General features: G+C 71.6%; 12 protein-coding genes. 4 read left to right on the top strand and 8 right to left on the bottom strand.

Going from position 1 to position 13,980, the window contains the following annotated elements; all coding sequences use genetic code 11:
• Position 1 precedes the first annotated feature (1 nt).
• The 4 genes from ACIPK3_RS08090 to ACIPK3_RS08105 all read right to left on the bottom strand — a co-directional run bounded on the left by ACIPK3_RS08090 (position 2) and on the right by ACIPK3_RS08105 (position 3,772).
• Complete coding sequence (locus ACIPK3_RS08090; protein WP_402567298.1) at positions 2-1,003, bottom strand: NAD-dependent epimerase/dehydratase family protein; 1,002 nt, start codon at positions 1,001-1,003, stop codon at positions 2-4.
• Between the two features lie 87 nt (positions 1,004-1,090).
• The gene (locus ACIPK3_RS08095; RefSeq protein WP_402567299.1) at positions 1,091-1,477 is read right to left on the bottom strand and encodes a roadblock/LC7 domain-containing protein; all 387 of its coding nucleotides are present in this window, start codon (positions 1,475-1,477) and stop codon (positions 1,091-1,093) included.
• A 138-nt stretch (positions 1,478-1,615) separates the two neighbouring features.
• Positions 1,616-3,235 (bottom strand): multicopper oxidase family protein, encoded by a 1,620-nt coding sequence (locus tag ACIPK3_RS08100; protein ID WP_402567300.1) that lies wholly within the window; start codon positions 3,233-3,235, stop codon positions 1,616-1,618.
• 72 nt (positions 3,236-3,307) lie between these two features.
• On the bottom strand, positions 3,308-3,772 hold the full coding sequence (locus ACIPK3_RS08105; RefSeq protein WP_402567302.1) for a hypothetical protein: 465 nt from the start codon (positions 3,770-3,772) through the stop codon (positions 3,308-3,310).
• A gap of 1,034 nt (positions 3,773-4,806) precedes the next feature.
• On the opposite strand from ACIPK3_RS08105, the gene ACIPK3_RS08110 reads away from it, so the two are divergent.
• The 4 genes from ACIPK3_RS08110 (at position 4,807) to ACIPK3_RS08125 (ending at position 8,303) form a co-directional block, all read left to right on the top strand.
• Positions 4,807-5,631, top strand: coding sequence for a lysozyme (locus ACIPK3_RS08110; protein WP_402567854.1), 825 nt, complete (start codon positions 4,807-4,809; stop codon positions 5,629-5,631).
• Positions 5,632-5,739: 108 nt separating this feature from the next.
• Positions 5,740-6,780 carry a permease gene (locus ACIPK3_RS08115; protein WP_402567304.1) on the top strand — a complete coding sequence of 347 codons (1,041 nt, stop codon included), beginning with the start codon at positions 5,740-5,742 and terminating at the stop codon, positions 6,778-6,780.
• Positions 6,777-7,505 (top strand): TIGR03943 family putative permease subunit, encoded by a 729-nt coding sequence (locus ACIPK3_RS08120; protein WP_402567305.1) that lies wholly within the window; start codon positions 6,777-6,779, stop codon positions 7,503-7,505. The genes ACIPK3_RS08115 and ACIPK3_RS08120 overlap by 4 nt, the downstream gene beginning before the upstream one ends.
• Before the next feature lie 96 nt (positions 7,506-7,601).
• The gene (locus ACIPK3_RS08125; RefSeq protein WP_402567307.1) at positions 7,602-8,303 is read left to right on the top strand and encodes an SDR family oxidoreductase; all 702 of its coding nucleotides are present in this window, start codon (positions 7,602-7,604) and stop codon (positions 8,301-8,303) included.
• 55 nt (positions 8,304-8,358) lie between these two features.
• Here the strand turns inward: ACIPK3_RS08125 and ACIPK3_RS08130 are convergent, their stop codons facing one another.
• The 4 genes from ACIPK3_RS08130 to ACIPK3_RS08145 all read right to left on the bottom strand — a co-directional run bounded on the left by ACIPK3_RS08130 (position 8,359) and on the right by ACIPK3_RS08145 (position 13,938).
• Complete coding sequence (locus ACIPK3_RS08130) at positions 8,359-8,574, bottom strand: hypothetical protein (protein ID WP_402567309.1); 216 nt, start codon at positions 8,572-8,574, stop codon at positions 8,359-8,361.
• Positions 8,575-8,688: 114 nt separating this feature from the next.
• A complete protein-coding gene (locus ACIPK3_RS08135; RefSeq protein WP_402567856.1) occupies positions 8,689-10,122 on the bottom strand; it encodes a WGR domain-containing protein in 1,434 nt (477 codons plus the stop codon).
• Between the two features lie 131 nt (positions 10,123-10,253).
• A complete protein-coding gene (locus ACIPK3_RS08140; protein ID WP_402567310.1) occupies positions 10,254-12,185 on the bottom strand; it encodes an N-acetylmuramoyl-L-alanine amidase in 1,932 nt (643 codons plus the stop codon).
• A 250-nt stretch (positions 12,186-12,435) separates the two neighbouring features.
• Entirely contained in the window at positions 12,436-13,938 is a 1,503-nt protein-coding gene (locus ACIPK3_RS08145; protein WP_402567312.1) for a M1 family metallopeptidase, read from the bottom strand.
• Between the last annotated feature and the right edge of the window lie 42 nt (positions 13,939-13,980).

The raw sequence follows: 13,980 nt of genomic DNA on the forward strand, positions 1-13,980 counted from the left end.
GCTACTCGCCGCGCAGCCCGGCTCGCGCGAACTCCCGGATCCCGGCCTCGAATCCCACCTCGGGCTTCCAGCCCAGGTCCGCCCGCAGCCGGGACGAGTCCGCGGTGACGTGCCGTACGTCGCCGAGACGGTACTCGCCGGTGACCACGGGGGCCGGGCCGCTGTACGCGGCGGCCAGGGCGTGTGCCATCTCGCCGACGGTGCGCGGTTCTCCGCTGCCCGTGTTGTACGCGGTGAGCGCCCCGGACGCCGGATCCGCCTCCAGCGCGAGGGCGTTGGCGGCCGCCACGTCCCGGACATGCACGAAGTCCCGCCGCTGGCGGCCGTCCTCGAAGACGCGGGGCGCCTCACCACGGGCCAGCGCGGACCGGAAGAAGGACGCGACGCCCGCGTAGGGGGTGTCCCGGGGCATCCCGGGGCCGTACACGTTGTGGTAGCGGAGCGAGACGGCGGTCGAGTCGGTCGACCGTGCCCAGGCGGCAGCCAGGTGCTCCTGGGCCAGCTTCGTCGTGGCGTACACGTTGCGCGGGTCCACCGGGGAGTCCTCGCCGACCAGCCCGGGGGTCAACTCCCGTCCGCACCGGGGGCAGACGGGTTCGAAGCGCCCCGCGTCGAGATCGGCGGCCTTCCTCGGGCCCGGCCGTACGGTCCCGTGCGAGGCACACTCGTACCGGCCCTCGCCGTAGACGACCATCGACCCGGCCAGCACCAGGCGCCGTACCCCCGCCTGGGCCATCGCGGTGAGGAGCACCGCGGTGCCCAGGTCGTTGCGGGAGACATACTCGGCCGCGTCCGAGAACCCCTTGCCCAGACCGACCATGGCGGCCTGATGGCAGACGGCGTCGACGCCGGACAGGGCGCGGGCGACGCCCGCCGCGTCGCGCACGTCGCCGCCGGGCCGGGCCCGTACGTCGAACACCACGGGCTCGTGCCCGCGAGCGGCGAGCGCCTCGACGACATGGGACCCGATGAACCCGGCACCGCCGGTGACCAGTACACGCATGCCTCACACGCTAGATCCGCGCCGAGGCCGCGGGGCACGTCCGCGCCCGGTACGTCACCACTCCGTAAGAGGTGGGAAGCGCATCGCTCAGCCCAGGTGCTCGCCCACCCTCGCCGCCAGTATCTCCATCCGGTGCGCCACCGCGGTCACTTCGGCCCCCTGACCGGTGAGCACCGCCAGATGGGCGCCGGGCCCGGCCGAGGCCAGGATCAGGTGGCCGCCCGCCATCTCGACGACGGTCCGCCGCACCGGGCCACCGCGAAAGTCCATGCTGACGCCCTTGCCGAGACTCACCAGGCCGGACGCGGTCGCCGCGAGGCGCTCGGCGTCGTCGCGCGGGAGTCCGGTGGACTTGCCGACCAGAAGACCGTCCTCGGACAGGACGACGGCGTGGTTCACCTCGGCGACCTGGTCCACCAGGCCGGTGAGCAGCTGATCGATCCGGGCGTGTGTGGCTGGGGTGGGGCGGGTCATGGCCGGAGCCAACCGCGTGGGAGCGCGGGGAGTCAAGTGAGTCGGCGGAGTCCGTAAGTTGTCACCGGGATGGAACGGCTGCTCCCTGGCCGGGAGCAGCGGTTCGTGTGCGGCGTGATCCGAACGGCGGGCCCTGGGTCAGTCCTGGTAGCCGAGGACCGTCATCATGCCGCTCTCCGAGTGGTACTGGTTGTGGCAGTGCACCATCCACAGACCGGGGTTGTCGGCGATGAAGTCGACGACGAGCTTGCGGTGCGGCTGGACGATGGAGGTGTCCTTGCGGGCTCCGGCGTCCCAGATGCCGGAGAGCGCGAAGGTGTGCCCGTGCAGATGCAGCGGGTGCCACATGTCCGTGGCGTTGGAGAGGGTGAGCCGGACGCGTTCACCCTGCCGGATGGGATGCCGCTGGGTCACGGCATAGGGCTCGTGGTCGAAGCCCCAGTCCCACTTCTGCATGGTGCCGGTCAGTCGGAGGCGCAGCTCACGGTCGGGCTTGCCGTGTCCGAGGTCCACGGACTCGGCCGGCCGCATCCGCCAGCCGGGAACCAGCTCCCCGTCCAGCTCCTTCGGACGGACGTTCGCTGATGGAACGGTTCTTCCCTTCCCGGTGCGCAGCAGCGCGACTCCCTGGCCGCTCTTGCCCTCGGCGAGGGCGACGAAGGGGAAGACGCCGTCCTTGGCGGTGACGATGACGTCGTACCGCTCGGCCATGCCGACGATGAGCGCGTCGGTGCGCTTGTGCACGATGGGGTAGCCGTCGGTGTGGGTGACGATCATGTCGTGGCCGCCGAGCGCGACACGGAACGCGGTCTCGGAGCCCGCGTTGATGATCCGCAGCCGGATGCGGTCACCGGGCTTGGCCTGGAACACCGTGGGGGCCATGTTCGCGCGCCCGTTGATGAGGTAATAGGGGTAGGCGACACTGCCGCCCTCGCTCTTCAGCATGCGGCTGTAGGAGTTGTGCAGGACACGGTTGGGGCCGCTGTGCCCGGAGGAGCCGTTCGGGCCGGCGTGGCCGCCGCCCATGGCCATGCCCATGCCCTCCATCGTCACGTGCTTGCCGGGCGGCAGGAGCTGGGAGAGGACGTCGTCGGGGTCGGAGCCGTTCACCCCGTCGAGCCAGTCGTCCAGGACGATCACCCACTCCTTGTCGTAGTGGAGGGGTTCCCTGGGGTCGTCGACGATGAGGGGCGCGTACAGTCCGCGGTCCGGCTGGAGTCCGACGTGCGAGTGCAGCAGATACGTCCCGGGGTGGCTGACGGCGAACCGGTAGGTGAAGTCCGTTCCGGGCTGGATGGGCGGCTGGGTCAGGTCGGGTACGCCGTCCATGTCGCAGCGCAGTCGGACGCCGTGGGAGTGGAGGGTGGTGGTGGCCGGCAGCCGGTTGTTCAGCGTCAGGCTGAGGATGTCTCCGGCGGTGACGCGCACCGTGGGGCCCGGCAGCGTGTCGCCGTAGCCCCAGGTGTGCACCCTCCGGCCGCCCAGGTCGACGGTGACCGGGGAGGCGGTGAACTTGTGCTTGCGCACCGGGCCGGACCCGCGTTTCCGCTCGGTGGCACGGACCTCGGGGCCCGAAGGGTTGACGTACCCCTTGGGCCCCTCGGGGACGAATCCGGTGGTGTCCGTGTGGTTCCCGGACCCGAAGTAGGGTCTGGTCTTCGTCGTCTCCGGCTCGGATTCGGAGCAGCCGGCGACAATTCCCATGCCGACGGCCGCGATGGGGGCACGGAGCAAGGTACGGCGCGAAGGTGTGTGCATGACTGAATAACACACGTTTTGTACTGATATGTCCGTGAACCGGGGGTGATACCCGCGTTCGCGTCGTGTGTGTCACTCCCACAGCGGGATCGTCATGACCCGGTTGTAGCCGCTGGGCCGTCCGTCCGTGTACGTCATGGTCATCCGGGTGAACTGCTGGAGCTTCGGGTCCTTCTTCCAGGTCTCCGGGCGGTCCACCCGCACGACGACCGGGTACCCGCGGAACGTGCCCGCCGCGCAGTACGGCTTGCAGTCGTTGACCACGTTCACCCCGATGGCCGTCGCCGACTTCGGACCCCACGTCGACCAGCGCATCTCCACCAGGCGACTGTTGCCGTCGCCGCAGGCCACGATGAAGTCCTTGGGGTGTGCGGTGGGCTTGAAGGCGCAGGTCACGAGGACCGGATCGCCCTTGGCCGTCACCGTCGGTGGAGCCTGCGCCGACAGCGCCGGAGTGGCGGAGACCGTCGTCATGGCCGCCGTCAGCAAGGTGCCCGCCCCGAGCGTGATCGCCGTGTACACCGCTGGTCTCGCCATCGTTGCTCCCGATCGTGCGTGATCGCTTATGTATCGACGCTACGACCGTCCTGCCGGATGCACCACTCGCACGGAGCAGCGCATGTCGCCCGCCTGCCCCGCACGTGATCCACTGGCGGGCCCGCCCCGGATCGCGTGGAGCACGCGCCGCGGCGGTGCGCCAAGGAGCGAGGCCGCCGGACTGGTCCCGTCTCCCACGTCCGGATCCGGGCTCTTCGCGGGCGTCATGCGGTGGCTCGGTCGAATGCCGCCGGGAGGGCCGCGGGCGGTCGGCGGGCCATCGGGTCCGCGGGAGGGTTGCGGGCGCTCGGGCCGGGCCTCCCTGCGGACCCGAGAGCCGCGGCCTGCGGCCTGCCGTCGGCTGCCGGGCCGATGCCAACTGCTGCCCGCGACCCTCCCGCGAACCCGATGGGCCATTGCCTGCTGCCCGCTGTCCGCCGCTTGCCGTCGGCTGCCCGGCCGCGTGCCACCAGCCGCCCGCTGCCTGCCGTCGGCTGCCCGGCCGGTGCCACCTGCCGCCTGCCGCCCTCCCGCGAACCTGATGAGTCGCTGTCCGCTGCCCGCCGCCTGCCGTCGGCTGCCAGGCTGGTGCCACCTGCCGCCTGCCGCCTGCCACCTGCCACCTGCCGCCCTCCGGCGAACCCGATGAGCCGCTGCCTGCCGCCTGCGGCCCGGCAGGTGCCGCCTGCCGCATGTCGCCTGTCGAGCGACCGTCGGTGAGCTGCTCGGCATGGTCGGCGTGTGTGTCCGCTGCGTCCGGGAGCCGGTCGGGGAGAGGGCTGCCAGGACATCGGCCGAGGACTCCGCCTGGCGGATCGTCACCCGAATGGTGGAGGGGACGCCGGGTCAGACGCCCGGTGGTGAGGCCGGTTTGGGCATCGGGTGCACGGCGTCAGGGGCTTTCCCCGTGCCCGTCCGCCGGGCCGCACCCCTCACCCGAACGGAGTCATATGCGGCCGACTTGCCTTCTTTGGGCGGCCCTTGGCGTGCGGCTCCTTGCGAGTGCGGGTCGGATGGTATGCGTGCGAGAACCCATACACTCAGTCACCGTTCCCCGGGCCCGCCGTGCCCGTCGCCTCGCGGTCGGTGTCACCACCGCCGCCCTGACCCTGCTCGTATCCGCGGCCATTCCAGGGCCGCCCGTCCGTGGCTCCGCCCGTGGCTCCGCCTACATGGGCGTGGGCGTCCTCGCCCACGACGGCCGGAGCAGCGCTCCGAGCATGCAGCGCGCCAGCCAGACCGAAGGTGTCGACGTCGCGAGCCACCAGGGCAATGTCGACTGGTCGAAGCTCTGGGGCGGCGGGGTCAGATGGGCCTACACCAAGGCGACCGAGGGCACCTACTACACCAACCCCTACTTCGCGTCGCAGTACACGGGCTCCCGTGGGGTCGGCATGATCCGCGGCGCCTACCACTTCGCGACACCCGACAGCACGGGCGGAGCCACCCAGGCCGACTACTTCGTGAACCATGGCGGCGGATGGTCCGGCGACGGTGTCACGCTGCCCGGTGTGCTCGACATCGAGTGGAATCCGTACGGCGACGACTGCTACGACAAGTCGCCGAGCGAGATGGTCACCTGGATCCGGAACTTCCTGAACCGGTACAAGTCCCGTACCGGCCGCAACGCCGTGATCTACACCGCCACGAGCTGGTGGAAGACCTGCACGGACAACTACTCCGGCTTCGGCGGGAGCAATCCGCTGTGGATCGCCCGCTACGCGTCCAGCCCCGGCACGCTGCCGGCCGGCTGGTCCACGTACACGATGTGGCAGTACACCTCGACCGGACCGACGGTGGGGGACCACGACAAGTTCAACGGAGCCTCCGACCGGCTGCGCAAGCTGGCCAAGGGCTGACCCGGCGTCAAGGGTCGGGCAGGTCCTGCCCCGCGCCCGGCGTGTGAGCCCCGCGGCGGCCGCCCGCTTCGCATATCTTCGGCCAGGGATCCGATATTTGGAGCATAAATGCCAAAAGCGGATGAACTGGTTGATGTAACTCGATCGGTGGCCGTCGTACCTGTCGGTCGGCCCGGGCGCCGGCCGCTCGCCCGGCCTCTCGTCCTGGGAGCCGCGGCGGTCGCGAGTGCCGCGGCGCTGGCCACGGTCCTCGCGCTCGCCGGGACCCAGTGGACTCACCACCCAGCCGTCGAGGCCTGGCGCACCGTCTGCCTGGCCATCACCGTGCAGGCCCTGCCGTTCCTGCTGCTGGGGACGGTACTGTCCGGCGCGATCAACGCCTTCGTCCCGGCCGACCTGTTCACCAGGGTGCTGCCCCGCAATCCGGCCCTCGCGGTGCCGGTGGCCGGCCTGGCCGGAGCGGTGCTGCCGGGCTGCGAGTGCGCCTCCGTGCCGGTCGCGAACAGTCTGATCCGCCGGGGTGTCACACCGGCCGCGGCCTTCACCTTCCTGCTGTCGGCGCCCGCGATCAACCCGGTCGTGCTGACCGCCACCGCCGTGGCGTTCCCCGGCAGCCCCGCCATGGTCGTGGCACGGCTGCTCGCCTCGCTCGTCACCGCCGCGGTGATGGGCTGGCTGTGGCTCGGGCTCGGCAGGCAGGAGTGGCTGCGGCCCGCCGGCCGGCACACCGGACACCAGCACGGGCGTGGCCGCTGGAGCGAGTTCCGGCTCGGCTTCCAGCACGACTTCCTGCACGCGGGCGGCTTCCTCGTGCTCGGCGCCATGGCCGCGGCCACCTTCAACGTCCTCGTGCCGCGCTCGGTCCTCGACGCCTTCTCCGGTTCGGCCTGGCTCTCGGTGCTCTTCCTCGCGGCCCTCGCCGTGCTGCTGGCGGTCTGCTCCGAGGCCGACGCCTTCGTGGCGGCGTCACTCACCGGCTTCTCGCCGACCGCACGGCTGGTGTTCCTGGTGGTCGGCCCGATGGTCGACCTCAAGCTCATCGCCCTTCAGGCGGGCACCTTCGGCCGCTCCTTCGCCTGGCGCTTCTCGGCCGCGACCATCGTGACGGCGGTCGCCGCCGGAGTGCTGATCGGAGGAGCCCTGCTGTGAAGCGCCACGCCCAGGCTCTGCTGCTGGTGCTCTCCGGCATCGGCCTGCTGCACGCCGCCCTGTTCACCGACCTCTACCTGCGCTACGTCAAGGAGGGGCTGCGCCCCGCGCTGATCGCCTCCGGCGTGCTGCTCACCATGCTCGGCCTCGCGGCCGCCGCCCTCGACCGGGGGCGCGACGAGCACCCCGGTCACGCGCACGGCCACGACCACTCCACCGCGCCCCGCGTCGCCTGGCTGCTCTTCCTGCCGGCCCTCAGTCTGCTCTTCCACGCCCCACCCGCCCTGGGCGCCTACACCGCGGCGCACTCGAACAACAAGGCGGTCGAGCAGCGCAAGCGGTTCGACCCACTGCCGGCGGCCTCCCCGCTGCCCATGACCCTCACGGACTTCACCACCCGCGTCCAGCAGGACCGCACGCGCGCCATCAAGGGACGCGGGGTCCGCCTGACCGGTTTCGCCTCCCCGGCCGGGCGGGGCGGCGGCTGGTACCTGACCCGGATCATCTTCACCTGCTGCGCCGCCGACTCCCAGACCGTCAAGGTCCGCGTCTACGGCTCACCGGCCCCGCCCGCCAACACCTGGCTGGCGGTGACCGGAACCTGGCACCCCCGCGGCGCCCTCGGTACCCGCTCCGCCGAGGCGGCCCTCGACACACACCGCCTGGAGCCCATCTCCCAGCCGGTCAACGCCTTCACGGACGACCTGCCCCTCACGCCTTCCTAGCGTCCCGTCCGTGCGGCGTTGAAATCGGAAACCGATCGGTTTACTCTGCTGGAAACGGCGTGGAAACCGATCGGTTTCCCAATTTTGGAGATGCTCATGACTGCGATCAAGGAATCCGTCGTCCTCGTCACCGGCGGCAGCCGTGGTATCGGAAAGGCCCTGGTGGAAGAGCTGTACGCGCGAGGGGCCGGCAAGGTGTACGCCACCGCCCGGGACCCGCGCACCGTGACCCACCCGGACGCCGTACCGCTGGCACTGGAGGTCACCGACCCCGCCTCGGTGGCCGCCGTCGTGGGGCAGGCCGCGGACGTCACGATCCTGATCAACAACGCGGGCATCGCCACCGGCGCGAACGTGCTGAGCTCGCCGGTCGACGACATCCGCCGCGAGTTCGAGGCCAACTTCTACGGCCCCCTGCTGCTGACCCGCGCCTTCGTGCCGGTCATCGAGGGCAACGGCGGCGGTCATCTCCTCAACGCGCACTCCGTGCTGTCCTGGATCGCCAACGGCAGCTCCTACAGCGCCACCAAGGCCGCGCTGTGGTCCCAGACCAACAGCATGCGCCTGGAACTCCAGCCGCGCGGCATCGCCGTCACCGGGCTGCACATGGGCTACGTGGAGACCGACATGACGGCCGGCGTCGACGCCGCGAAGTCCAGCCCACGCGACATCGCCGTGGCCGCGCTGGACGGCATCGAGTCCGACGCGTACGAGGTGCTCGCCGACGACCTCACCCGCTGGGTCAAGGGCGCGCTGTCGGGCGATCCGGCGACGATGTACGAGCAGCTCGCCGCATGACTGCCCGGCGCACCCGCCGGGCCCCGCGTCCGCGGCGCGATCCAAGCGACACGCCCTAGTCGAACAGCCCCTTGACGACCCGTGCCGCCGCCTCGCTCTCGGCGACCGGAGGGGAGAGTTCGTCCAGCGTGTCGAGGTCCGTGTCCTTCAGCAGCTCCGCCTCCCAGGCGCCGGCCAGCCGTTCCTGCTCCTCACGTGGGCGCCGCTGTACCTCCTCCCGGTGATGCGGGCTCAGCGCGGCCAGGAACCGCTCAACCGTGTCGATCGCCATCCGCTTCTCCTTCGTCGCGTCCTTCGTCGCGGGGTGACCGTCCCAGCGTGACCGGTACGGGGGCGGCACCGCGGGCGCCGTGGCCCACCGGGACCGCGGCGCGACCCGTACGGCTCACCGCACCCGGCGTATCTCTCCCCGCACCCGGTAGAAACCGCCGACCGCGGCGTGGACGCCGTCGACCACATAGCGCGCCCCTGCCTCGCGGACCTCGCGCGGGAACTGCACGTTCCAGCCCTGCTCGTAGCCCTCGGACAGCACATGGACCCGCAGTCGCCCGGCCTGCTGGACACACTCGACCACCACCCCGCCGGCCGGGGGAGCGCTCACGGTGGCCAGGGCCGACACCGACCTCGCCGGGTCGTAGGTGGGCAGGGCCGCCGCCGACTTCACGTCGACCGCGACCGGCAGCGAGCCCCGCTGGGCTGCCGAGATGGCCGCCTCCGAGGTGTCCACGCACACCAGCGACCCGTCCGTGGTCACCAGATACAGCCGCTCGTCGAAGTACTGCATCGACAGCGCGGAGCCGTTGCCCGTGCGCAGCTTCCACAGCCGGGTGCCGGACGCGTCGAAGCAGTACACCGAGGAGGCGTTGTCACCGGCGAAGACATAGCGGCCGTCCGGGGCGGTGGCGCACGAGTACACCACGCCGTCGCAGGCGTACACGCCCTCGACCCGGCCGGTCGCCTTCGACAGGCGCTCGACCACATGGCGGTCCGTCCCCGCGTACACCGACGTGGCCTCCTGCCAGCCGAACAGCACGCCACCACGGGTGTCGGTGTGCCACAACTGTCCGCTGCCGTCCGGCGCGTAGGCCGTCACACCGCCGCCGTGCCCGTGGTAGACGGTCTGTTCGTCCGCCCGCACCATCCAGCCCGAACGGCCGGAGGACCGCCGCGACCACTGGTGTTCGTCCTCGTGGTCGATCACGGTCAGACCGCCCGACTCGTCCGAGACGTTCAGCACGCCCTCATGGATGTCCAGCCAGAAGATGTCGACGTCCGGCGCGATCTCGTAGGCGGCGAAGGGCAGCTTCGAGGACAGGTCGTAGACCCGGCCGTCGTCGCACCCCGCGTAGATCCAGAAGTCGTCGGCCACCAGGCACTTCACCCCGTCGGGCAGCCGGTAGCGTGCCAGCACCTCGCCGTCGTGGCCCAGGTTGTACACATCGCCCGCCTGGTTGCCCACCCAGACCCGGTCCTCGTCGACATGGATGCCGAAGGCGGCCGAGCCGGTGCGGAAGCGCCACAGCACCGGTGCCGTGGCGCGCGCGGTGGACGGCGCCGAGCTGACCTGACGCCGGGTCACGGCACGGGGGGCACGGTGACCGGGCACCGCCGCCGCGTACCCCTTGCGGGCCTTCTGGTCGATCTTCTTCGCCGCCGCCGCCCGCGCCTTGGCCTCGGTCGCGAACGACGACGACTGCATCTGCCCCGCGGCGCCGATCCGGCCGTAGCGCACGGTGACAGCGGTCCCGTCCACCGTCACCTCGTAGAACTTGTGCGCCCCGCCGTCGTCCTCGGACAGCTCCAGATACGTCGTCTCCACCACGCCCGGTCCCTCCCGCGTACAGCACGTACGACCCCACGGGCGCGACCGTCCCGCGGTGCGCCCCTCGATGATCGAAACATAGGGGACGGCACTGACAATGGACCGGGACGGAGTCCGGGCACGGCCGCTCACCTGCCGGAACGTTTCTCCGTTCCGCTCTCGGGGCCCGCCAGGGCGGGACCCTCCACCACGTCCACGTCGCTCGCCCTGACATAGGCGAGCCGGTGGCCCAACTGGATCTCGTAGTACTGCTCCTGACCCTTCACCACCGGGCCCGGTGTGTACTGGAAGACCGACCTGTCGACATAGGAGCCGGTCAGGCGGGCCGTGGTCACATACCGCTGCCCGGCGTCGAGGGTGTACGGAAGCGGTGAGTCGTCCGGCTCGGTGACCCCCGGCGGGTAGGCGGCCGCCTCCGGGAGGGCCCGGCCGTAGACGGGGACCTCGCTCAGGCCCTCCTTGGGGGTCACCATCCGGCCCGCCGCGCCGACCGCCGTCGGGGCCCCCTTCGGGTTCCGGAACCAGGCCTTCTCCCCCTGGAACCAGATCGCGGTCCAGTCGCCGCGCCGCTCGGCGACCGCGTAGGACTGGCCGGCGGAGACCCGTGAACCGAGGTCGTTCACGTCCTCCGTGGAGTCATCGCCCTCCGGGTGCCGGCCCGGGTCCTGGATCAGCGGGGCGTTCTCGGACGGCTCGGTGTACAGCCGCACGGCGCTGGATCCGTGCGGTGAACACGTCGCGCCGTCCTTGGCGCAGCCGCTGAACCGCGGCTTGTGCGAGGCGTAGTCCGGCAGCACGGTCACGATCGGGCTGTCCGCCCCGGCCGTCGCCTTCAGGGGTGCGCCGAGCAGGTCGAAGTAGTGCCGCCAGTCCCAGTACGGGCCCGGGTCGTCGTGCATGTCCGGGATCGAGTCGTCCGTCGGTGCCGGCACGTTGTCGTGGCCGAAGATGTGCTGCCGGTCGAGCGGGACGTGGTACTTCTTGGCGAGGTAGCGCACCAGGCGGGCCGAGGACTGGTACATCTGCTCCGTGTACCAGGCGTCGGGCTGCTTGAGGAAACCTTCGTGCTCGATGCCGATGGAGCGGGCGTTGACGAACTGGTTGCCCGAGTGCCAGGCCGAGTCCTTCGTCTTGATGTGCTGGGTGACATGGCCGTCGCTGGACCGGATCGAGTAGTGCCATGACGCCTCCGTGGGGTCCTGCACGGTCTGGAACATCGACCGCAGGCTCGCCTCGGTGTCGTGGATGACGATGTACTCGATCTTCTGGTCCCTGGGCCGGTCGCCGAGGTCGTGGTTGCCGTACTCGTCCTCGTTGATCTGTGTGTAGGGCGCGCTGAGCCAGGAGCAGACCAGTTCGCGCGGGCACTCGACGTCCTTCGACTGGCCGGACCCCGCTCCGCGGGGCCGGACGTCCGGGCTGGCGGGCAGGGTGACGGACTGTCCGGCGTCCGTGGTGCGGCGGGCCCCGCTGTGGATCACCCCGAAGACGTCGTTGGCGAACGCCGCCGCCGAAGCGGTGTCCGAGATGCCCGGGAAGCGGGCCACGGCGTCCCACCAGTCGGCGGGGTCGTCGCTGAGCGGCTTGCCGAGCCGCCGCTGGGTGTCCGCCAGCAGCGCGGCCCCGCCGCGGACGTTGGCGCCGATGTCCGTGCGCAGCCGGTTCTCCGGGGTGCCGGTCAGCCGGGCGGCCCGCTGGAGGCCGGAGAGCTGCTCGGAGCGGCCGCCCGCCGACTTCGGCGCGGGCGCGGCGGTAGGCCCGGCGAGGGCCAGCGCGCCGTCGGGCTGTGGTGTCTCCGGTGACGGGCTCTGGGCCAGCCGGGCGTCCACCAGATGCATCGGGCCGTAGCCGCCGCCGACGCTCGGCGCGCCGCCGTGCGAGTCCCAGCGCGACTGGAGGTAGGCCACGCCCAGGAGCACGCTGCGCGGCACGTGGTACTCGTCCGAGGCGGTGGTGAAGTCGTTCTCCATACGGCGGTCGGCAGGCACCTCGTGCGTGCCGGTCAGCAGCGGGGCCAGCAGCGGGGCCATGAGGGCCGCCGAGGCGGTCACGACGACCATCCGGCGATGCTTGCGGACGGCGCTGGGGACACGGTGGGCGAAGCGTTTTTTCATTGCGGGTGTCTCCAACCGGGCTCGTCTCAGTGCAGGACGCGGCCAGGACAAGACAGTTGCCCCTTACGCCACCCCTTGTACGATTCCGTGCCCGCGATGCCCCGTCGCGCCGAGCGTCACCGGCCTGGACCAGCCACCCGGCACAGGCCACCCGGTCGGCGGCACCAAGTGCCGTCCGGCACCGGTGGTCTGACACTCAGTCCTGGACCGGGTCCGTCCGCCAGTCGGGGTGCCCCGGCATGGGCGGGGTGCGTGGGCCGTACAGCCACGGCGTCAGAAACGGCGTCAGGTCCTGGCCCGCGACCTCGGAGGCGAGAGCGACGAAGTCCCGGGTGCCCGCCGCACGGCCCCGGTACCTGGTCACCCAGGCCCGTTCGATCCGCCCGAAGGTGTCCTCGCCCACCTTCTCCCGCAGGGCAAGGAGCACCAGTGCCGAGCCGTCGTACCGGATGCTCCGGAACAGGCCCGGCGCGGTGGGTTCGGCGGGTGCCCCGTCGTCGTGCCGCCACTGGTCGTGCTCCTCGTACGCCGCCCGCATCGCCTCTTCGAGGCCGGGGCCGCCGTGGGTGTCGGAGTAGAGACGCTCGTAGAAGCGGGCGTGCCCTTCGCTCAGCCACAGGTCGGACCAGCGCCGGATGGCGACGCTGTCGCCGGTCCAGTGGTGGGTCAGCTCGTGCACGAGGTCCCGTTCGGCGTCCACCCGGTCGCCCAGCAGCCGGGCCCCGGGCACCACGGACAGCGACTGCGTCTCCAGCGCCACCGGCAGGTCGGTGTCGCCGACCAGGACGCCGTAGCGGCGGAACGGGTACGGCCCGAGCCGCTGCTCCAGCCAGCTCAGATGCTCCGGGGTGAGGGCGCGGTACGCCTCGGTGTCGGCCACCAGAGGGCCGGGGACCACGTCTCGCAGGGCCAGGCCGTGCGGTCCGGTGCCGTCGACGACGGTGAACCTCCCGATGGCCAGCTGCACCAGCTGCGCCGCGACCGGCTCCTCGGAGTCGTACGTCCACCGGACGCGTCCCTCGGGCAGCTCCACCCGCTCGGTGAGCCGGCCGTTGGCCACCGCGGTGAGGCCCGCGGGCGTGGTGACGCGGAAGGTGATCGGGGCCCGCAGGCTCGGGTGGTCGTTCACCGGGAAGATCATCTTGGCGCCGTCGGGCTGTGCGCACACCAGGGTTCCGTCGGCCGTGGGCACCCAGCCGTAGTCCTGGATCGCGTCGTCGCGGTGTCGTTGCCGCGTCGGGTCGGCGGTGTAGGCGACCCGGACGGTGAACGCCCTGCCGCGCGGGACCGGCTTCGCGGGGGTGACGACGAGTTCGTCCCCGTCACGCACGGCGGCCGCCGGAGCCCCGTCCACGGTGACCGTGCGCAGGGTGTTTCCCGCGAAGTCCAGGTCGAAGCGGGACAGGGCCTGGGTGGCGGTGGCGCTGATCGTCGTACGCGCCTCGAACGGCGTCCTGGGTGCCCGCCAGTCGAAGTCGAGCGTGTAGCGGCGGACCGTGTACCCGGTGTTGCCGTCGAGCGGTGCGAGCGGGTCGCCGATGCCGGGGGCGCCCGGGGACGGCCTCTCGCCGGAGGGGCCCGGGACGGGGGAGCGGTGGTCCCCGCGGGGAGCGGGAGCGGGCGCGCCGAGGACGACGGCGGCGGTGATCGCGCCCGCTCCGGCGAGAGCCAGGGCGAGGACGGCGGGCGTGATCTTCATGGCCGCACTATGGCTGGGGACACGGCCGGAGGTCATATGAAC

Origin of the sequence: Streptomyces sp. NPDC086787, assembly GCF_044745865.1 — a bacterium.
Taxonomy (GTDB): Bacteria; Actinomycetota; Actinomycetes; order Streptomycetales; family Streptomycetaceae; genus Streptomyces.